The following is a 17,492-nucleotide window of genomic DNA, read 5'->3' as shown; positions in this document are numbered from 1 at the left end:
CGACACACCCTCTGCGGGCAGACCGGATGGTCTGGTGAGGCATGACCACCACCGAAGAGTTCATGAGCGCGCTGCAAAACGCCGAATCCAGCAAGGATCCGTCTGGTCTGGTGGCGCTGCACGCCGGGGACGTGACCCTCAGCAACCTGACCAGCAAGACCTGGAAGGGAACCGAGGGAGCACAGGAATTCTGGGAACGATATCTGGGCGATTTCGAGACCATCCACAGTGAGTTCACGCACCACCACGAGAGCGGCGGCCAGGGCGTGATGGAGTGGAACGCCAAGGGCAAGCTCAAGAACGGCGACGACATCGAGTACCGGGGCGTGAGCATCATCGAGATCAAGGACGGCAAGGTGGGCGCCTTCCGCACCTACTACGACAGCGCCGCCTTCGTGAATCCGGCGCAGGACTAGGCCCCGCTTCACCCTGTCGGCCCCCTGCATACGGGGGCCTTTTTGCTGCCGTGCCCTAGACTGCCCGGCATGTTGCTGTATGGAAGGAATCCGGTTCTTGAAGCCCTGCGGGACGGGCGGGTGGGCGAGGTGCTGGTGGCGCGCGGCGTCGAGGAAAGTTTCGTGGCCGAGCTGAAAGCGGCGGTGGGGGAGAGCGGCGTCCGGGTGCGTTTTGCCCCGCGCATCGAGCTGGACCAGCTGGCTGGAACCACCGCGCACCAGGGGGTGATGGCGGAAGTCGAGGACCTGGCCTGGGCCACCGTGGACGACATCCTGGACCGCGCCGAGGCCCGAGGGGAAGAGTTGCTGATCGTGCTGCTGGACGGCATCACCGATCCGCGCAACTTCGGGGCGATCATCCGCAGCGCCGAGGTGCTGGGGGCGCACGGCGTGGTGGTGGAGGAACGCCGCAGCGCCCCGCTGTCGCCGGTGGTGGCGAAAACGGCGGCGGGGGCCACCAGTTACCTGCCGGTGGCGCAGACCAAGAACCTGCCCCGGCTGATCGACGCCCTCAAGGAAGACCGGGTGTGGGTCTACGGCGCGGCGGGCGAGTCGGCCCAGGACGTGACCCGCACTGATTTCAGCGGCCGTGTGGCGCTGGTCATCGGCGCGGAAGGCGAGGGCCTGCGCCGCCTGGTGCGCGAGAAGTGCGACGTGCTGGTGGGCATCCCCACGCGCGGGCAGGTGGACAGCCTGAACGCCTCGGTGGCGGCAGGCATCCTGATCCACGAGGTGATGCGCGGGCGGACGGGCAAGTGAGCCAACCCCCACCGCGCCGAATCGAGACCATCTCCAGCGCCGCGATGACCCTGGAGGTGCTGCCCGAGCTGGGGGCCAGCGTCCTGAACCTGCGCGCCGCGTCGGGCCGTCCGGTGCTGAGGCCCGTGGCCGTGGAGGACGTGCAGACCAGCAGCCAGTGCGCCAGCTTCGTGTTGCTGCCGTACTCCAACCGCATCCGGGACGCGCGGTTCACCTTTGAGGGTCAGGCGGTGCAGCTGCAGCCCAACACCAGAGACGGCCTGGCCCAGCACGGCGACGTCCGCAACCGCCCTTGGACGGTTCTGCGCGCCTCGGACAGTCACCTGATCTGCACCTTCGACAGCCGCGACTTTGCGGACATGAACTGGCCCTGGGCCTTCACCGCGCAGGTGGAGTACCGCCTGCATGGGCTGCATCTGGACACCACCGTCACGCTGACCAATGCAGACCTTCGCGACATGCCCGCTGGAATGGGGCTGCATCCGTATTTCGAGCGGCTTCAGGACGGCACCGATCCCACCCTGACCTTCGACGCCCCGCTGACCTACGACACCGACGGGCGCAGCCTCGCGCTGGGAGGCGCGCGTGAGGTCCGCCCACAGGAGGACTACCGCACGCCGACCCGCACCGGGACGCGTCAGATTGACCGGACCTTCACGGCCTGGGACGGCATCGTTCGGCTGGACTGGTCTGCGGAAGGCCGGCCGGCGCGCGCCGTGGTGCAGACCGCCGACAACGTCTACTCGCACCTGGTGGTGTTTACCGCACCGGACGGCAGTCTGGCGCTGGAACCCGTATCACACGCCACCGACGCCTTCAATCTGGCGGCCCAGGGCGTGGCGGGCGTGGACCTGCGGGTGCTGACGCCAGGGCAAAGTCTGGCCGGCACCGCGCGGGTCACACTGGAAGGCCAGTGGTAATGGCGGCGGGGATGACCCAGAGCATTTGTCAAAAGAGCTGTTTGCTTTTGACCGAACGGACTGGCACAGCTCGCAGAGAGTGAGTGAATTTCAACGAGCAGTTGGGACTGATTCAGCTCCGAAGGAGAGAATGGAGGCATCAGAAGTCTTCTCTTCTAATGCTGCAATTCGGACAACTGCTCTACGCGGCGTTGGTCGCCAGCAATTCGCCCTCCGCGCCGCGCAGCTCGAAACCGGGCCGGGGACGCGCGGCCAGCCAGCGCAGGGCGTCAAGCAGATCGTCGGTCTCGCGCATCACTTCCGGCGCCGCCGCGTCCTCGGCAGCGGCGTCGCCCGTCCAGACGACGCGGTAAGCCCGGGGAGCGGTGGGCGGCGTCCAGGGCGCGCCCGCTTCTTCTTTCACGAAGGCTCTAGACATCTATGTAGTCTAGCCAGGCGGCGTGAACCGCGGATAGGCGCAGCGTGACCTCGCCTTTACCCGACGCTCTCTGCCCATCCGGGGCCTTGCCCAGAGCCCAGCTTTAGGCCACCGTCCCTTGGCGGCCTCTCTACTCGTCGGGCAGATTCGGCAGACTGGCCCTGGCCACCAGGGTGATGCGGGTTTCGCGGGGCTGCTGGCCGCGCAGGTAGCCGATGGTCACGGTATCGCCAACCTCGCCGCTGCGCAGGGCGGTGATGACCTCGTTGGCGTCGCGGGTGCGCTGACCGTCCACCGTCGTAATCACGTCGCCCAGCTTCGATAGATTGTCGTTGGCGTCGTATTCGCCGCCCATCAACCCGGCGCGGTCCGCCGGGCTGCCCCGGACCACCCGCGCGATCACGCCGCCCGCCGGTTCGATCAGGCCGCTGTGAACGCTGTCCAGTTCGATGCCCAGCACCGGGGTGTCGCGCTTCTCGCCGGTGCGCAGCGCCGTGATCAGGTTGTCACCGTCCACCACCGGCACCGCGTAACTGCGCCGGGTGATCCCGCTGCTGTCCACGCTGATGTAGCTGACCACGCCAATCGCGTTGCCCAGCCCGTCGATGATCGGGCCGCCGCTGTCGCCGGGGGCCAGCGGGGCGTTCATCTCCAGCGTGCCCTGGGGGAAATCGGCGCGCGCCGCCGACGCGCCCAGCCGCAGCAGCTTGCCGCGCCGGGGCTGCAGGAAGTCGCCGCCGCTGTTGCCCACCGCCAGGACGGTCTCGCCCACGCGCGGCGCCCGGGCGGCCAGCGGCAGGAAGGGAAAGGGACCGCGCCCCTGCACTTCCAGCAGCGCCACATCCGCCCGCGCGTCGAAGGCGGTCACCTTGGCACGGTACGACTTGCCCTCCAGCGTGCTCACCTGAAACAGCGTGCCCAGGCTGACCACGTGGTAGGCGGTCAGCACCTGCCCGGTGTCGCTGATGAAAAAGCCGGTGCCGATCCCGGCCTCGCGCGTGCGGGGGTCCAGGCTCTCGACGCGCACTGTGGCGGGGCGGACCTTCTTGAACAGCGCCTGCGTTTCCTCGGGCAGCGTGTTGGGCAGCGCCGTGGACACCTGCGGCTGTGGTTGCCGGGGCACCAGCTCGAACTTCGGCTGCCAGTTGGGCAACAGGTAGGCCCCCAGCGCCAGAATCAGCAGAGCAGGAAGCCAGGGCGAAGCGCGCACGCGCGCAGTCTAGAGCGCCGCGCGTGCGGGCAAGGTAGGCAAAGGCACGCAAGTCTGAGGCGTGCGGTGAGGCGCTGTTCAACCCGATGGGGCCAGGGCCAGCGCTCCCCGCAGCGGCGCGGCAGTGGGCACAAACGTCACGCCGCGTCCCGCGAACTGCGCGTGGAAGGCGGCTGCCACCAGCGGATTGAAGCTGCCGCCGCACAGGGCAAGTTCGCGTCCCCGGCTACGTTCCAGCACCGCCGCGCCCAGCCGGGCCAGTTCTTCCCCGGCGCGGCGCTGGATGGCCTGCGCGTGGGCGTCGCCCTCCACCGCCGCCGTATACACCACCGGGGCGAGGCGGGCCAGCGCGGCGCGGCCCTCGCCGTACACATAGGCGCGGATGTCCGGCCACAGGCGGGAACCGATGGCCCCGAACAGCCGGGAGGCCAGCAGGCTCTCGCCCTGCCCCTCGTCCGCCTCCCGCAGCGCCGCCTTGAGGCCCTGCCGTCCCTGCCAGAAGGCCCCGCCCGCGTCGTCGATCAGGAAGCCGTGGCCGCCCGCGCGGATCACTTCGCCCGCCGCCGTGCGGTGGTAGGCCATGCTGCCGGTGCCGGCGTAGACCAGCGTGCCGCCTCCCGCCGGAAAATGCGCGGCGTAGGCCAGATGCAAATCGTCAGTGACGTGCAGCGCGGTCTGCGGCAGCTCGAACGTGCGGGCCAGCAACTCCACGATCAGCGGCGCGTAGTCGCTTTGCAGGCCGGTGATGCCCGCCACCACCGCTGACGGCAGCGCGGGCACGGCGGCGCGGATGTCTGCCAGCCCTCCGGCCATGCGCTCGCGGGCTTCCGGGGTGTACAGGTGGCCGGAGAGCGGGGAATACACGCCGCTTGCGGTGGTTTCATCACCCGAGAACAGCGCCCACTTGCTGCTGCTCGCGCCCATGTCGATGCCCAGAATCATGGGTGACCGAGGCTCCGGGACAGCGTGCGGTTCATGCCTGGAGTCTAGGCGAGAATCCACGGTCCGCGCTCTGACGACTTTCTTGCTTGACATGGTAGTTGCCCCTCCACTACCTTGTGAGATAAGTATGAACCCCCTGAAATCCGGCACCCTGGATCTGGCCCTGCTGGCGGCTTTGCAGGAGCAGCCCCGCTACGGGCTGGACATCCTCAAGCATGTCAACGGGCGCAGTGCGGGCCTGTTCGACCTGCGCGAGGGCAGCCTGTACCCGGCGCTGCACCGACTGGTCAGGGCCGGCTGGATTGAGAGCGACTGGGAGCCGAGCGACAGGGGCGGCGCACCCCGCAAGGTCTACCGCCTGACCGACGAGGGCGCGCGCGCCCTGGCCGCCAAGCGCGAGGAATGGCAGACGCTGCGCGGCGCGCTGGACGCCCTGCTGCTGGGGCGGTTGAGCGCATGACCCGCCGCGCCAGAGGCAAGGGCCGGGTGCTGGGCCTGGACGCCTACATCCACCGCGCCACCTTGGGCCTCCCGCGTGGGGAACGCCTGGACGCCGCCGCCGAACTGCGGACACACCTGCTGGAGCGCGTGGCCGAACACATGGCGCAGGGCTTTTCGCGCGAGGAAGCAGAGTATCTGACGGTGAAGGGGATGGGGGAGCCGCAGACGGTCAACCGGGGCTTGCTGGGGCATGTGTTCACGAACCGGTTGGGCTGGGCGGCGCTGGCGGTGTTGTTGGTGGGGGGCGGGGGCTGGTATGCCTATCAAGCCGCCCAGTGGGAAGGAGTCAGGCCAGTCGCTACCACTGCTCTGGATGACACGGCCATTTCGCAGATTGACAGCCATGACTGGCCCAGCAATTATGGTGGAATAGGCGGCTCTGCTGGAGGCTTCGCCAAAGCAGCCGAGATTCGCTTTCCAGAAGGCACCACGCATGTCTTCGCCGCGTTTCTGAGCGCCCAGACGACAACGCTGCGGTCCTCTTTTTCGTGGTGGGTAGGTCCGCCATTTCTCAAGGCCACGACAGACGAACTCAAACGGTTCTGGCAAGGCCATTTCAGGCTGGTGAGCATCGCGGCGCAGAGGTTTGACGGCCAGCCCTGCCCAAAGACCCAGGTGCAAGTTGGGAATGTGCTGTACGGCATCCGCACCTTCTTTCCCAAGGAGCCGGGTTCCTGGCAACGGGATCAGCACGGCCTGACCTATTACTCCAATCTTGTCAGCGGCTTTTGCCTGAACAATCCCGGCAATCTGGAGTTGCGTAGAACACCGCTGGCCCTCAACACCTGGACACCCGTGATGGAGGTCTTTCCCGGTCTGGCCGAGCAAAAACAGCAAGGCACCGTCATTCTGCTGCTTTACTCCAGCAACACTACCGACATTCCTGGCCGAAAGCCGGAAGATGTGTATCAATACGATCCGAAAGCAGGCTGGCACGCCAACTGACGCTACCCTCTCCCCATATGCCCCACTGGCTCCTCAAATCCGAACCCGACGTCTTTGGCTACTCCGATCTGGAACGCGTGGGCCGCGAACCCTGGAACGGCGTCCGCAACTATCAGGCGCGTAATTTTCTGCGGCAGATGGCGGTGGGTGACCCCTGCCTGTTCTACCACTCGCGCAGCAAGGCGCCGGGCATAGCAGGCGTGGCGCGGGTGACGCGGGCCGCACATACGGACGATCTGCAGTTTGACCCGGCCAGCGCCTATTTCGATTCCAGATCTGACCCATCCCAGCCGCGCTGGAGCATGGTGGAGGTGGAAGCGGTGCGCGCCTTCCCAGGAGTCCTGACGCTGGACACCATCCGCACCCTGGTCGAGTGGCAGGATTCGCCGCTGACCCGCAAGGGCAGCCGCCTGAGCGTGTTGCCCGTGACGGCAGAGCAGTTCAGGGCGGCGCTGACGGCCGTGGGGTTGGATGCGGCTGACCTTTGAACCGCTGAGCGAGTCGCATCTGCCCACCCTGACGCGCTGGCTGCAGCAACCTCATGTGCGCGCCTTCTGGGACGACGGCAGACGAGACGTGGCGGCGGTGCGGGCGCACTATTTCCGGCCTGGACAAAATGTTCCCAGCTTCATTTTCAGCGTGGACGGGCGGGCGGCAGAATTCATTCAGCGCCAGCACATCACGCCGGGACATGGTTTTTTCGCCTGGGCGGCCATGAACGGGGAAACCTGGGCAATAGACATGATGATCGGTGACGCCGGGTTGACCGGGCAGGGGCTGGGGGCACAGGTCATCCGGGCATTCGTGGAAGCGTTACGTGCCGAGCGACCAGCACTGCGGCGGGTGCTGATTGACCCTGCCTCTGAAAACACACGGGCCATTCGCTCCTATGCGAAGGCGGGATTTCTGCCTCTCGCTGTGCTGGAGAATGAAGCCGGCCCGGTTGATCTCATGCGGCTGGACTTGCCGGACGGGCTGGATCTGGCTGCCCTTCCGTCAGTCCGTTGTCAGAGCTGAAGACCCACACTGCGGCATGGAACTCGCGTTCGCCGGACTGGCTATCGTCTTCTCGCTGCTGCTGGCTTCTTTACAGAAAGAGCCACAGCGCCAGCCCGTGCGGGTGCGCGCACGGCAGCGGCGCGCCTGATACGGACTCCGATTGAAAGGTGTTGGAAACACCTGGAAATCCGAGCGGAGCGAGAAAGAGAACAACGGGTTCCGGACGTGGAGTGTAGGAACCGGCGCTCTCCCGGTTCCTACACGAAACAAACGGAATCCGTATGAGGCCAGCTCGTCCTTTGCCGCCCCGTATACTGGCCGCGTGTCTGTAACCTGGCAGGGCCGCCCGCACACGCTGGGTTCGCGCGTGTCGCTGTTCCTCCTGCGGCTTTCGGGCTGGACGCCGCTGCTGGAGCCGCCGCCGGGCGGGGCCGTCAAGTTCGTGACCGCCGCCGCGCCGCACACCAGCAACCTGGATTTCTGGCCGGGCCTGTTCTGGAAATGGGCCACCCGCATCCCGCTGCACTGGGTGGGCAAACGCGAGCTGTTCAGCTTTCCGCAGGGCATTTTTATGCGGGCGGTAGGCGGCATGGCCCTGGACCGCCGCCGCGCCGGGGGCAACTTCGTGGATGCGGTGGTGTCGGTGATCGAGCGCGAAGACGAAATCGTCCTGCTGGTGGCGCCGGAGGGCAGCCGGGGCAATGCAGGATACTGGAAGACCGGTTTTTACTACATGGCGCTGCGGGCGGGCGTGCCGATTGCCGTGACCGCGCTGGACTGGGGCCACAAACGCGTGGGCATCGTCGGCTACATCGTGCCGACGGGCGAGGTGAAGGCCGACTTCGCCCGCATCGCCGCGCTGCTTGAGGGCGTGCGGGGCCGCGTGCCGGGCAACGAATCACCCGTCATTCCCCGGCCCGACGAGGCCGGGCGGGAATGAGGTCCTTTAGTCCGGCCTGAACCGGTTTCGCAGCTGGAAGACCTCTTGGGCGGAGCGGCGCAGGGTGTAACCCACGCGTGACGCCGGGGCGCTACACTCTGCGGCGTACCACAAACTATCCAGAACCAAGGAGGACGATGCCTGACTTTGCATCCAGACGTTTCCCATGACGGCGCAGACCCAGCCTCGTCCCATGAGCGGCGCGGGCCACGGGCCGAGGGTGGCCCTTGAGGCGCGGCATCTGGTCAAGGATTTCCGGGGCTTCCGCGCCACCAACGACGTGACCCTCGGCATTCAGGAGGGCGAGATCCACGCCATCATCGGCCCCAACGGGGCGGGCAAAACCACCCTCTTCAACCTGCTGTCGGGCTTCTTGAAACCCACGTCCGGCGAGGTGAGGCTGTTCGACGAGCGCATCGACACGCTGGCGCCCCACCAGATCGTGCGGCGGGGGCTGTCGCGCTCGTTTCAGATCAGCAGCGTGTTTCCCACCATGACGGTGCGGGAAAACCTGCTGGTGGCGCTGCAATCCAGAAGCCGCCTGCCGGGACAGTTCTGGACGCCGCTGTCCCGGCTGGAAACGCTGGGGCCGCAGGCCGACGCGATTCTCTCGGACGTGGGGCTGGCCGACTCGCCCGCGCGACTGGCCGCCGATCTGGGCCACGGCGAGAAGCGGCAGCTGGAAATCGGCATCTCGCTGACCCAGGATCCGCGCGTGCTGCTGCTGGACGAACCCACCTCCGGCATGGGGTCGGAAGGCATTGCCCGCGTCAAGGCGCTGGTGCGGCAGGTGGCGCGCGGGCGCACGGTGGTGCTGGTGGAACACAACATGAGCGTGGTCTCGGAACTGGCCGACCGCATCACGGTGTTGCAGTACGGCTCCCTGCTCGCCAGCGGCAGCTACGACGAGGTGCGCCAGGACCCCCGCGTGATCGAGGCGTACCTGGGCGACGAGGCGGACGAATGACCGCGCCACACATGTCATCGGTCAGCGCCGCGCCGCCCACCGTTCCGCCTCTTCTGCAGGTGCGGGATCTGAACGCCTATTACGGCCAGAGCCACGTCCTGCACGGCATCAACCTGCACGTTCAGCCGGGCGAGATCGTCAGCCTGATCGGGCGCAACGGGGCGGGCAAGACCACCACCCTGCGCAGCATCATGGGGGCGCTGCGAACGCGCACGGGCAGCGTCACCTTCGACGGTCAGGACATCCTGCGCCTGCCCAGCAACCGGGTGGCCGCACGCGGGCTGGCGTGGGTGCCGGAGGAACGCGCCATCATGAGCACCCTGACCGTGCGCGAGAACCTGGAGCTGCCGCCCGCTCGTCCCGGCGGCTGGACGACGGAGCGCGCCTACGAGGCCTTCCCGGTGCTGCGCGAGCGCGGCCACCACCCCGGCAGCAAACTCTCGGGCGGCGAGCAGCAGATGCTAGCCATCGTGCGCGTGCTGCGCAGCGCCCCCCGCCTGCTGCTGCTGGACGAACCCAGCGAGGGCCTGGCCCCGGTGATCGTGCAGCGCATCGGCGACATCATCGAGGAACTGCGCGCCGATGGGTTGTCGGTGCTGCTGGTGGAACAGAACCTGAAATTCGCCACCCGCCTCGCCGACCGCCACTACGTCTTCGTGGACGGCGAGATCGTCGAGGAGCTCTCCCGCGCCGACGCCGTGGCCCGCCGCGACGATCTCCTGAAATACCTCAGCGTCTAAACCCTTGCCCCTTTTCCCATTCCGGAGGATTCCAACATGAAAAAAGCCAGACTGACCGCCCTGATCGCCACCGCCGCCCTGTTTTCCGTGACCGCCGCCCTGGCGCAGGGGGCCAAGCTCACCGACAACGTCGTCAAGGTGGGCGTGCTGACCGATCTCTCGGGCGTGTACTCCGAGCTGTCCGGCCCCGGCAGCGTCAAGGCCGCGCAGATGGCCGCCGACGACTTCATGGCCGCCAACGCCGCGTACAAGGGCAAGGTGCAGGTGATCGGCGTGGATCACCAGAACAAGGCCGACGTCGCCAGCAACAAGGCCGCCGAGATGATCGACCGCCAGAACGTGGACGTGCTGATGGACCTGCCCACCAGTTCCGCCGCGCTGTCCGCCTCCGAGGTGGCCAAGGGCAAGAAGATTCCGGTGATGGTGGTGACGGGCGGCACCACCGCGCTGACCAACGAGAAGTGCAACAAGTACACCTTCCACTACGCCTACGACAACTACATGCTGGCCAACGGCACCGGCACCGCCGTGACCAAGCGCGGCGGCAACAGCTGGTACATCATCTACCCCAACTACGCTTTCGGGCAGGATCTGGACCGCCAGATGACGGCGGCCATCAAGGAGAACGGCGGCAAGCTGGTCACCGCCAGCGACGCCACGCCGTTTCCCAACACCGACTTCTCCTCGTACCTCCTCAAGGCCCAGAGCCTCAAGCCCAAGATCTTCGGCACCATGCAGGCCGGCAACGATCTGGTGAACGTGGTCAAGCAGTACAACGAGTTCGGCCTGAAGAAGCAGGGCATCGGCCTCGGGATCGGCCTGCTGTTCGAGACCGACGTGGCCGCGCTGGGCCAGGACGCCTTTGCGGGGGCGCTGGCGACCGTGCCGTGGTACTGGAACCTCGATCAGCGCAGCCGCGACTGGTCTGCCAAGTTCGAGAAGGCGTTCGGCAAGAAGCCCACCTGGGCGCAGGCCGGGGTCTACAGCGCCACCATGACCTACCTGCAGGCCGTGGCCCGCGCCAAGTCCGACAACGGCGACGCGGTGGTCAAGGCCCTGGAAGGCCACCGCTTCAGCGACTTCTTTGCCCGCAGCGCGTACATCCGCCCGCAGGACCACCGCGTGACGCTGGACGTGTACACCGTGCAGGTCAAGCCCAAAGCGCAGGCCAAGGAGGCCGGCGACATCTTTACCAAGGTGGCCACCATTCCTTCCGCCAAGGCCTTCACGCCGCTGGCCGAAACCAAGTGCAAGTTCTGAGGAAGGGCTAGAGGGAGGCGGGGGCCAGGACGCTGAAACCGGGCGTCCCCGCCCCCACCTCTTTTAACGTCATGGACAAGACATGAATACACAACTGCTGCTGATTCAAGTGTTCAACGGGCTGGTCAACGGGGCGTTCTACGCCCTGCTGAGCCTGGGCCTGGCGGTGATCTTCGGGATGCTGCGGATCGTCAACTTCATGCACGGGGCGCTGTACATGCTGGGGGCCTTCACCGCCTTCGCGCTGGGGCAGGCCTTCGGGCTGGGCTTCTGGCCCGCGCTGATCCTGGCCCCGCTGATCGTGGGGGCGCTGGGCATGGTGCTGGAGCGCACGCTGCTCTCGCGGCTGTACGGTCTGGAACCCAGTTACAACCTGCTGCTGACCTTCGGCCTCACGCTGCTGACGCAGGATCTGGTCAAGCAGGTGATGCTGTCCCAGTTTGCGGTGTCCAGCGCGCCGTACACCACCCCCGACATCCTGACCGGGGTGGTCAATCTGGGCTTCGTGGTCTTTCCCAAGTACCGCCTGTTCGTGATCGCCCTGACGCTGGTGATCTGTGCGGTGGTGTGGTTCGTGATCGAGAAGACGCGGGTGGGCGCCATTATCCGCGCCAGCACCGAGAATCCGGGCGTGACGCGGGCCTTCGGCATCGACGTGAGCAAGTGGGTCACGGGCGTCTTCGGCGTGGGCGTGGGCCTGGCCGGGCTGGCGGGGGTGCTGGCCGCGCCGATCTACTCGGTGGAGCCGTACATGGGCGCGGAGCTGATCATCACCACCTTCGCGGTGGTGGTCATCGGCGGGCTGGGCAGCATTCTGGGCAGCGTCGTGACCGGCTTCGCGGTGGGCGTGCTGGCGGCGGTGGGCGCGGCGGTGTACCCGCCGATTGCCAACACGCTGGTCTTTATTTTAATGGCCTTTGTGCTGCTGGTGCGCCCCAGCGGGCTGTTCGGCTTGCCGGAGGGGGCAAGGTGACCGCCCTTCCCCATACCGCCGCCCGCACGGATCGCGAGCGTACCATCCGCGCCGCGTGGATGATCGGACTGGGCCTGCTGCTGCTGATCCTGCCCCGGCTGATCTACCCGGTGCTGGCGCTGGACATCCTGGCCTGGGGCCTGTTCGCGGTGGCCTTTGACCTGCTGTTTGGCTTCTCCGGCCTGCTGTCCTTCGGGCACGCGGCCTTCTGGGGGGGCAGCGCCTACGTCACCGCCTACCTACTCTCCAACGGTCAGAGCGTGCCGGTGGCCATGCTGGGAGGCACCCTCAGCGCGCTGGCGCTGGCCGTCCCCATCGCTTACCTGAGCGTCCGCAGCGCGGGCATCTACTTCAGCATGATCACTCTGGCCTTCGCGCAGATGGTCTACTTTGTGGCGCTGCAATGGACCGACGTGACGGGGGGCGAGAACGGCCTGCAGGGCTTCGAGCGCCCCAGTCTGTTCGGGCTGGACTTCAGCGACAGCGTCACGCGCTACTACTTCTGTCTGGCGGTGTTCGGGCTGGGCTTCTACATCGCCTACCGCACGGTGCGCAGTCCCTTCGGGCAGGCGCAGCAGGCGGTGCGTGACAACGAACAGCGCGCCCAGAGCATCGGCTACAACCCGGTGCGCTTCAAGTTCACTGCTTTCCTGATCAGTGCCGGGCTGGCGGGGCTGGCGGGCAGCATGTACACCTTCGGCCACGGCGTGGTCAGCCTGGACGTGACCAAGTGGACGACCAGCGGCGAGGTCGTGATGATGACGCTGCTGGGCGGCACCACCACACTGTTCGGCCCGGCGGTGGGCGCGGGGCTGGTGTTGCTGCTGCGCGACCGCCTGACCACTTCTGACCTGCCGGTGGGCATCGTGACCGGCATCGTCTTCGTGGCCGTGGTGCTGTTCTTCCGGGCCGGAGTCGTCGGCACGGTGCAGGGGTGGTTGCGCCGCCGCTGAAATTTATTCTTTCCTGGTGCCCTCGCCGTGTGCGGGGGTTTTTCTTGTGGTGGGCCTGATGGCACAGGCGGCGCCCAGAATAGCGGTCATGACCCTCCACCTGACTTCCGGCGAACTACCTGAACTGGACGAACTGCTGAAGCTTTACGCCTGGGTGGGCTGGACGGCCTATGCCCGTGATCCGGAGGCGCTGACCCGTGCCCTTCGTCAATCGACTTTCGTGTGGACGGCCCGCAGCGGGGGCGGCGAACTCGTCGGTCTGGTGCGCGGAATGAGCGACGACGTGAGCCTCCTGTTCGTGCAGGACATCCTGGTGTGTCCAGACTGGCAGCGCCGGGGCGTGGGCCGCGCGCTGATGACGGCGGTGCTGACCCGCTTCGCCCACGTCATGCAGACGGTGTTGTTGACCGACGACGGGCCGGAACAACTGGCCTTCTACGAATCCCTGGGCTTCCAGAACACCCGCGATCTCAGCTTGAACGCCTTCTACCGGGCCAGCATGCAGTCGGGGGCTTGAGGAAACACCGAACGACACCGTCCCAGCGCGGAAATTTTGACCCAGTGCATAAATTTGACACGCCCTGCATTTGACGCTATATTGTTTCTATCACCGTCCGAGAGGGCGGATTTTTTATTGTGGGTCTGTTGCCTGCGATTACCCCTCGTCGCGGTCTTTGAGGCCCCGAATTTCCTCGATGAAGCGTTCCAGGCTGTCGAAGTCGCGGTAGACGCTGGCAAAACGGATGTAGGCCACGTCGTCCAGCGGGCGCAGGAAGGTCATGGCGCGCTTGCCGATCTCCTCGCTGGCGATCTCGGCGGCTCCCACCTCGTCCTCGAAGCCGTAGGCGAAGGCGCGCAGGGCTTCGGGTTCCACCGGACGTTTCTCGGTGGCCAGGGCCAGGCCGCGCAGCAGCTTGTCGGGATTGAAGGCCTCTCGCGGGCCGCTGCGCTTGACCACCATCAGGGGCTCAAGTTGGGCGCGCTCGTAGGTGGTAAACCGCCGGGCGCAGTTCAGGCACTCACGGCGGCGGCGGATGCTGGCCCCGTCATCGCTGGGGCGCGAGTTGACCACCTTGGAATCGGGGGCCGAGCAGTAGGGACACTTCATGCGGGGCGGCCCGTCACAGCGCGTTCAGCACGCTGGTGACTTCGGGAAGGCGGACCTTGGGGGCGGGCGGCAGCGGCACGTCCATCACGTTGCCGCGCAGGTGGCCCAATCTGGGCGTGGCCAGGGCCAGCACGGCGTCGGCCAGCGGGCGGTCCAGCGCCTCGTCGCCGCAACTGGCGCGTGAGGGCAGCAGCATGTTCAGGCGCAGATCCTCACGCGCCGCCGCCTCCACCAGGCCGCGAATCGCGCCGCGCTGCGGGTGGGCCTGCAACCCCGGCTCGTCGCCGTGCGGGCCGATGATGGTCAGCCAGGTGCCGGGCAGTCGGCGGCCCAGAATCTGCGCGATGGCGACGCTGCTCTTGACGTTGCTGTTGAACAGTTCCATCCACTCGTTCTCGCTGAGCAGCGTGAAACTGGCGTGCGTGCGCTTGTCGGCCAGGTGGACGATGCCGTGCAGCTCCCCGAAGATTTCCAGAATGCGGGTCTGCGCGCTCAGCCAGTCCAGCGGCACGCTCACGTCGGCCTTGATGGGAATGGCGTGGCCGCCGGAATGCTCCAGGGCGCTGGCCTGCGCCGAGAGCGTCTCGCTGTTGTTGCCGATCAGGACCACGCTGGCCCCGAGCCGCGCCAGGGCCGCGCTGACCGTCTTGCCGTAGCCTGTGTCGGCCCCGGTCACGGCGATCACCTGCCCGGTCAGGACCTCCGGGTAGGTGGCCCCGGCGACGCGGTCCTGGGAAGAGAGGGGGTCCGTCATGCCGCCCAGCATAGCGCCCTGATTCGCGGTGTTACCCGGCCTGGGGCAGCGGCCGCAGCGCCGTGAGGGGCGGATCGCCCGCACGGTGGCCCTTGCCGCAGGCGTGGCACCAGTACGCCTGATCGCCGTCGCGCAGGTCGTGCAGGGTCAGGGGCAGGGCGCAGTCCGGACAGACGTGAACGTATCCGCGTCCGCTGGCCGGATACGGATCGGCTTCATGACGTAATTGACGCTTCATATTCTGATGATAACAGAGCGGGGCGGCGTGTCAAATGCTGATCGGCGGCATGGCCTTCCCTTCAGGGCGGCGTTTCGGGGCCTTATACGGATTCCGTTTGTTTCGTGTAGAAATCGGTGCTGTCCCGATTTCTACACTCCACGTCCGGAGGGATGTTTTTCTCCTTCTCGCTCTGCTCGGATTTCCAGGTGTTTTTAACACCTTTCAATCGGAGTCCGTATTACCCCTCCACGGCGTAGGGAAACAGCAGCGTCGCCAGGATGATGGTGCCCAGGTCGAAGGCGGTCAGGAAAATGAGCCACGGCCATACCTCGGCCGGTGGCAGCCCTTCCAGCAGGCCGGCGGTGGCCCGCACGGTGGCGATCACCACCGGCACCAGAATCGGGAAGGCCAGCGCGGGCAGCAGCGCCTCGCGGGCGCGCAGGCTGACGGTGATGGACCCGTAGAAGGTGGTGCCCGCCGCGAAGCCCAGCACCCCCAGCGCCGTGACCAGCGCCAGCAGCGGCCAGGGTGTGGGCGCGCACTCGCGGCCCGGCGCGCAGTCCGCCCCCGCCGCGCCGAACAGCAGCAGCCCTGCCGGGAGGGTGAACGCCGCCACCAGCAGCAGCGGTCCCAGCACGCCCAGCAGCTTGCCCAGGTACAGCGCCCCGTGCGGCCCCGGATACAGGGTGAGCTGTTCCAGCGCCCCGGCCTCCTGCTCCTGCGCGAAGGCGCGCTGCGCGCCCACCGCCGCCGCCAGGGCCAGCGCGGTCCACACTGCCCCCGAAGCCACCCCGGCGGTCTGGGACAGTGTGCGCCCAGTGTTGCCGCCCAGCGCCAGCCCCAGCACCAGCAGGACCAGTCCGGCAAAAAAGGCGGTGGCCAGCAGGGTGTCGCGCGTGCGTCCGGCGACGCGCAGATCCTTGGCGGCGAGGTGGAAGATGTTGTTCATCTGGTCGCGTGTCCTCGGGCGCTACGCCTCATGCAAGACCCCGGCGGCCAGCCGCAGCGCCCGCGGGGCCACCTGCCGGGCCAGTTCCGGCTCGTGGGCGGCGACGATCAGCGTGACGCCCCCCGCGCGCAGTTCGCCCAGCAGCTCCAGCACCAGCGCGCGGCCTGCGGTGTCCAGGTTGGCAAAGGGTTCGTCGATCAGCGTGAGCGGGCGGGCCAGCAGGTGGGCGCGGGCCAGCGCCAGCCGCTTTCGCATGCCCGCCGACAGAAAGCGCACGCGGCGACTGGCGGCGGCCTCCAGCGTCACGCGCCGCAGCGCCGCCGCCACGGCCCCAGTCTGCACAGCGCCGGTCTGGCCGTGCATCTTCAGGGCGAATTCCAGATTCTCGGTGCAGCTCAGGTCCGGGTACAGGCCCGCGTCCACCGGCATCAGGTGAATGTGTTCGCGCACCGCCCGCGAGTCGCGCAGGTCATAGCCCATCACCCGCCCCTCGCCGCGCGTGGGCCGCAGCCCCGAGGCCAGCAGGCGCAGCAGCGTGGTCTTGCCGGCCCCGTTCTCGCCCAGCAAGGTGAGGCCCTCGCCCGCCATGACATCCAGATTCACGCCGCGCAGGATGACCTCGCGGCCCAGCCTCAGCCACAGGTCGCGCAGTTGCAGGGCTGGGAGTGCCGCTGGTCCCGCTAGACCCTCAGCCACGCGGGCGTCACCTCGTAGAAGAACGTGGCCAGCCGCGTGAACTGACCGGTCAGCATCAGCACGCCCACCAGCACTAGGACGGCGCCGCCCACCTTCTCAAAGATGCCGGCGTAGCGGTTCAGGCGGCGCAGGTTCAGGCGGTCCCACAGCAGCGCGGCCAGCAGGAACGGCACCGCCAGCCCCAGCGTGTAGGCGGCCAGCAGGGTCACCCCCGTGCCCAGGCTGGCGCTGCTGGCCGCCAGCCCCAGAATGCTGCCCAGGGCCGGCCCCAGGCAGGGACTCCAGCCGAAGGCAAACGCCGCGCCCAGCGCCACCGGGCCGTAACCGCCCGCATCGGCCAGGGCGCGGGTGTCGCGCATTAAAAAGGGCAGGCGGATCACGCCCAGCATCACCAGGCCGAAGAAGATGATCAGAACGGCGGCGATCTGGCCCAGCAGGAACTTGTGCGGCGCGATCAGGGCGCCCAGGCTGCTGGCGGTGGCCCCCAGCGCGATGAACACCAGCCCGAAGCCCGCGATGAAGCCCAGCGCCCGCCCCAAGGGCGCCCGCGCCCCGCCGATCACGCCCAGGTAACTGGGGACAAGCGGCAGCACGCAGGGACTGAGAAACGAGATCAGCCCCGCCAGAAACGCCAGGGTCAGCGTCGGGGAACCAGCGGAGAGGGTCATGCGGCGAGTCTAGCGGCTCCGGGAAAAAAGCGCGGGGGCGGGCGTCCCTGTCCGGGGCGCGGCCCTCTTCACTGGCCGCCCCCTGCCGCGCTATGCTTGCGGCATGACCGTTCGC

The 17,492-nt window shown here is 67.4% G+C and carries 23 protein-coding genes; 14 read left to right on the top strand and 9 right to left on the bottom strand.

Annotated features, from left to right (window positions below; translation table 11 throughout):
• The first annotated feature begins 41 nt into the window (after positions 1–41).
• The 3 genes from FHR04_RS02645 (at position 42) to FHR04_RS02635 (ending at position 2,134) form a co-directional block, all read left to right on the top strand.
• The gene (locus FHR04_RS02645; RefSeq protein ID WP_039681895.1) at positions 42–416 is read left to right on the top strand and encodes a nuclear transport factor 2 family protein; all 375 of its coding nucleotides are present in this window, start codon (positions 42–44) and stop codon (positions 414–416) included.
• A 69-nt stretch (positions 417–485) separates the two neighbouring features.
• Positions 486–1,214, top strand: coding sequence for a 23S rRNA (guanosine(2251)-2'-O)-methyltransferase RlmB (gene rlmB, locus FHR04_RS02640; RefSeq protein ID WP_039681897.1), 729 nt, complete (start codon positions 486–488; stop codon positions 1,212–1,214).
• Between the two features lie 44 nt (positions 1,215–1,258).
• Positions 1,259–2,134, top strand: coding sequence for an aldose 1-epimerase (locus FHR04_RS02635; protein WP_139400713.1), 876 nt, complete (start codon positions 1,259–1,261; stop codon positions 2,132–2,134).
• Positions 2,135–2,315: 181 nt separating this feature from the next.
• Here the strand turns inward: FHR04_RS02635 and FHR04_RS02630 are convergent, their stop codons facing one another.
• From FHR04_RS02630 to FHR04_RS02620, 3 genes are all read right to left on the bottom strand, one after another.
• Positions 2,316–2,552: a hypothetical protein gene (locus FHR04_RS02630; protein WP_139400569.1), complete on the bottom strand. Its 237-nt coding sequence runs from the start codon at positions 2,550–2,552 to the stop codon at positions 2,316–2,318.
• Between the two features lie 130 nt (positions 2,553–2,682).
• Positions 2,683–3,762: a S1C family serine protease gene (locus FHR04_RS02625; RefSeq protein WP_139400567.1), complete on the bottom strand. Its 1,080-nt coding sequence runs from the start codon at positions 3,760–3,762 to the stop codon at positions 2,683–2,685.
• Positions 3,763–3,840: 78 nt separating this feature from the next.
• Complete coding sequence (locus FHR04_RS02620; RefSeq protein WP_170213823.1) at positions 3,841–4,704, bottom strand: N-acetylglucosamine kinase; 864 nt, start codon at positions 4,702–4,704, stop codon at positions 3,841–3,843.
• A 127-nt stretch (positions 4,705–4,831) separates the two neighbouring features.
• Between FHR04_RS02620 and FHR04_RS02615 the strand changes: the two genes are divergently transcribed.
• From FHR04_RS02615 to FHR04_RS02565, 11 genes are all read left to right on the top strand, one after another.
• Entirely contained in the window at positions 4,832–5,164 is a 333-nt protein-coding gene (locus FHR04_RS02615; protein WP_139400564.1) for a PadR family transcriptional regulator, read from the top strand.
• Entirely contained in the window at positions 5,107–6,150 is a 1,044-nt protein-coding gene (locus FHR04_RS20845; RefSeq protein ID WP_338084762.1) for a permease prefix domain 1-containing protein, read from the top strand. Before FHR04_RS02615 ends, FHR04_RS20845 begins: the two co-directional genes overlap by 58 nt.
• A gap of 17 nt (positions 6,151–6,167) precedes the next feature.
• A complete protein-coding gene (locus FHR04_RS02605) occupies positions 6,168–6,638 on the top strand; it encodes an EVE domain-containing protein (protein WP_139400562.1) in 471 nt (156 codons plus the stop codon).
• Positions 6,622–7,167: a GNAT family N-acetyltransferase gene (locus FHR04_RS02600; protein WP_139400561.1), complete on the top strand. Its 546-nt coding sequence runs from the start codon at positions 6,622–6,624 to the stop codon at positions 7,165–7,167. The genes FHR04_RS02605 and FHR04_RS02600 overlap by 17 nt, the downstream gene beginning before the upstream one ends.
• Before the next feature lie 304 nt (positions 7,168–7,471).
• Positions 7,472–8,089, top strand: coding sequence for a 1-acyl-sn-glycerol-3-phosphate acyltransferase (locus FHR04_RS02595; RefSeq protein WP_139400559.1), 618 nt, complete (start codon positions 7,472–7,474; stop codon positions 8,087–8,089).
• A gap of 193 nt (positions 8,090–8,282) precedes the next feature.
• Entirely contained in the window at positions 8,283–9,056 is a 774-nt protein-coding gene (locus FHR04_RS02590) for an ABC transporter ATP-binding protein (protein ID WP_249038932.1), read from the top strand.
• Entirely contained in the window at positions 9,053–9,796 is a 744-nt protein-coding gene (locus tag FHR04_RS02585) for an ABC transporter ATP-binding protein (RefSeq protein WP_052195183.1), read from the top strand. Before FHR04_RS02590 ends, FHR04_RS02585 begins: the two co-directional genes overlap by 4 nt.
• Before the next feature lie 36 nt (positions 9,797–9,832).
• Positions 9,833–11,056 carry an ABC transporter substrate-binding protein gene (locus FHR04_RS02580; RefSeq protein ID WP_139400555.1) on the top strand — a complete coding sequence of 408 codons (1,224 nt, stop codon included), beginning with the start codon at positions 9,833–9,835 and terminating at the stop codon, positions 11,054–11,056.
• Between the two features lie 82 nt (positions 11,057–11,138).
• The gene (locus FHR04_RS02575; protein ID WP_139400553.1) at positions 11,139–12,029 is read left to right on the top strand and encodes a branched-chain amino acid ABC transporter permease; all 891 of its coding nucleotides are present in this window, start codon (positions 11,139–11,141) and stop codon (positions 12,027–12,029) included.
• Entirely contained in the window at positions 12,026–12,982 is a 957-nt protein-coding gene (locus FHR04_RS02570) for a branched-chain amino acid ABC transporter permease (protein ID WP_139400551.1), read from the top strand. The genes FHR04_RS02575 and FHR04_RS02570 overlap by 4 nt, the downstream gene beginning before the upstream one ends.
• Positions 12,983–13,070: 88 nt before the next feature.
• Positions 13,071–13,499 (top strand): GNAT family N-acetyltransferase, encoded by a 429-nt coding sequence (locus tag FHR04_RS02565; RefSeq protein ID WP_139400549.1) that lies wholly within the window; start codon positions 13,071–13,073, stop codon positions 13,497–13,499.
• A gap of 138 nt (positions 13,500–13,637) precedes the next feature.
• Here the strand turns inward: FHR04_RS02565 and nrdR are convergent, their stop codons facing one another.
• The 6 genes from nrdR to FHR04_RS02535 form a co-directional block, all read right to left on the bottom strand.
• Complete coding sequence (gene nrdR / locus FHR04_RS02560) at positions 13,638–14,090, bottom strand: transcriptional regulator NrdR (RefSeq protein ID WP_039681917.1); 453 nt, start codon at positions 14,088–14,090, stop codon at positions 13,638–13,640.
• A 13-nt stretch (positions 14,091–14,103) separates the two neighbouring features.
• On the bottom strand, positions 14,104–14,844 hold the full coding sequence (locus FHR04_RS02555) for an SDR family oxidoreductase (RefSeq protein ID WP_039686417.1): 741 nt from the start codon (positions 14,842–14,844) through the stop codon (positions 14,104–14,106).
• Positions 14,845–14,875: 31 nt separating this feature from the next.
• Positions 14,876–15,082 (bottom strand): hypothetical protein, encoded by a 207-nt coding sequence (locus FHR04_RS02550; protein WP_039681919.1) that lies wholly within the window; start codon positions 15,080–15,082, stop codon positions 14,876–14,878.
• 220 nt (positions 15,083–15,302) lie between these two features.
• Positions 15,303–16,013 carry a heme exporter protein CcmB gene (locus FHR04_RS02545; protein ID WP_039681921.1) on the bottom strand — a complete coding sequence of 237 codons (711 nt, stop codon included), beginning with the start codon at positions 16,011–16,013 and terminating at the stop codon, positions 15,303–15,305.
• Positions 16,014–16,034: 21 nt separating this feature from the next.
• Entirely contained in the window at positions 16,035–16,709 is a 675-nt protein-coding gene (locus FHR04_RS02540) for an ABC transporter ATP-binding protein (RefSeq protein WP_139400547.1), read from the bottom strand.
• The gene (locus FHR04_RS02535) at positions 16,694–17,377 is read right to left on the bottom strand and encodes a cytochrome c biogenesis CcdA family protein (protein WP_139400545.1); all 684 of its coding nucleotides are present in this window, start codon (positions 17,375–17,377) and stop codon (positions 16,694–16,696) included. The genes FHR04_RS02540 and FHR04_RS02535 overlap by 16 nt, the downstream gene beginning before the upstream one ends.
• Between the last annotated feature and the right edge of the window lie 115 nt (positions 17,378–17,492).

The sequence above is a fragment of the Deinococcus radiopugnans ATCC 19172 genome, assembly GCF_006335125.1.
GTDB lineage: Bacteria > Deinococcota > Deinococci > Deinococcales > Deinococcaceae > Deinococcus > Deinococcus radiopugnans.
Note: the sequence above shows the minus strand (reverse complement) of the source record. Positions and strands in the feature narration are given on the sequence as shown.

Excerpts from the sequence above, each read along its gene's own strand:
- FHR04_RS02565 (WP_139400549.1), top strand. The coding sequence starts at position 13,071 with ATGACCCTCCACCTGACTTCCGGCGAACTACCTGAACTGGACGAACTG.
- FHR04_RS02575 (WP_139400553.1), top strand. The coding sequence starts at position 11,139 with ATGAATACACAACTGCTGCTGATTCAAGTGTTCAACGGGCTGGTCAAC.
- FHR04_RS02590 (WP_249038932.1), top strand. The coding sequence starts at position 8,283 with ATGAGCGGCGCGGGCCACGGGCCGAGGGTGGCCCTTGAGGCGCGGCAT.
- FHR04_RS02615 (WP_139400564.1), top strand. The coding sequence starts at position 4,832 with ATGAACCCCCTGAAATCCGGCACCCTGGATCTGGCCCTGCTGGCGGCT.
- FHR04_RS02585 (WP_052195183.1), top strand. The coding sequence starts at position 9,053 with ATGACCGCGCCACACATGTCATCGGTCAGCGCCGCGCCGCCCACCGTT.
- FHR04_RS02550 (WP_039681919.1), bottom strand. The coding sequence starts at position 15,082 with ATGAAGCGTCAATTACGTCATGAAGCCGATCCGTATCCGGCCAGCGGA.
- FHR04_RS02605 (WP_139400562.1), top strand. The coding sequence starts at position 6,168 with ATGCCCCACTGGCTCCTCAAATCCGAACCCGACGTCTTTGGCTACTCC.
- FHR04_RS02630 (WP_139400569.1), bottom strand. The coding sequence starts at position 2,552 with ATGTCTAGAGCCTTCGTGAAAGAAGAAGCGGGCGCGCCCTGGACGCCG.
- FHR04_RS02535 (WP_139400545.1), bottom strand. The coding sequence starts at position 17,377 with ATGACCCTCTCCGCTGGTTCCCCGACGCTGACCCTGGCGTTTCTGGCG.
- FHR04_RS02635 (WP_139400713.1), top strand. The coding sequence starts at position 1,259 with ATGACCCTGGAGGTGCTGCCCGAGCTGGGGGCCAGCGTCCTGAACCTG.
- FHR04_RS02545 (WP_039681921.1), bottom strand. The coding sequence starts at position 16,013 with ATGAACAACATCTTCCACCTCGCCGCCAAGGATCTGCGCGTCGCCGGA.
- nrdR (WP_039681917.1), bottom strand. The coding sequence starts at position 14,090 with ATGAAGTGTCCCTACTGCTCGGCCCCCGATTCCAAGGTGGTCAACTCG.
- FHR04_RS02600 (WP_139400561.1), top strand. The coding sequence starts at position 6,622 with ATGCGGCTGACCTTTGAACCGCTGAGCGAGTCGCATCTGCCCACCCTG.
- FHR04_RS20845 (WP_338084762.1), top strand. The coding sequence starts at position 5,107 with ATGGCAGACGCTGCGCGGCGCGCTGGACGCCCTGCTGCTGGGGCGGTT.
- FHR04_RS02555 (WP_039686417.1), bottom strand. The coding sequence starts at position 14,844 with ATGACGGACCCCCTCTCTTCCCAGGACCGCGTCGCCGGGGCCACCTAC.
- FHR04_RS02645 (WP_039681895.1), top strand. The coding sequence starts at position 42 with ATGACCACCACCGAAGAGTTCATGAGCGCGCTGCAAAACGCCGAATCC.
- FHR04_RS02620 (WP_170213823.1), bottom strand. The coding sequence starts at position 4,704 with ATGATTCTGGGCATCGACATGGGCGCGAGCAGCAGCAAGTGGGCGCTG.
- rlmB (WP_039681897.1), top strand. The coding sequence starts at position 486 with ATGTTGCTGTATGGAAGGAATCCGGTTCTTGAAGCCCTGCGGGACGGG.
- FHR04_RS02580 (WP_139400555.1), top strand. The coding sequence starts at position 9,833 with ATGAAAAAAGCCAGACTGACCGCCCTGATCGCCACCGCCGCCCTGTTT.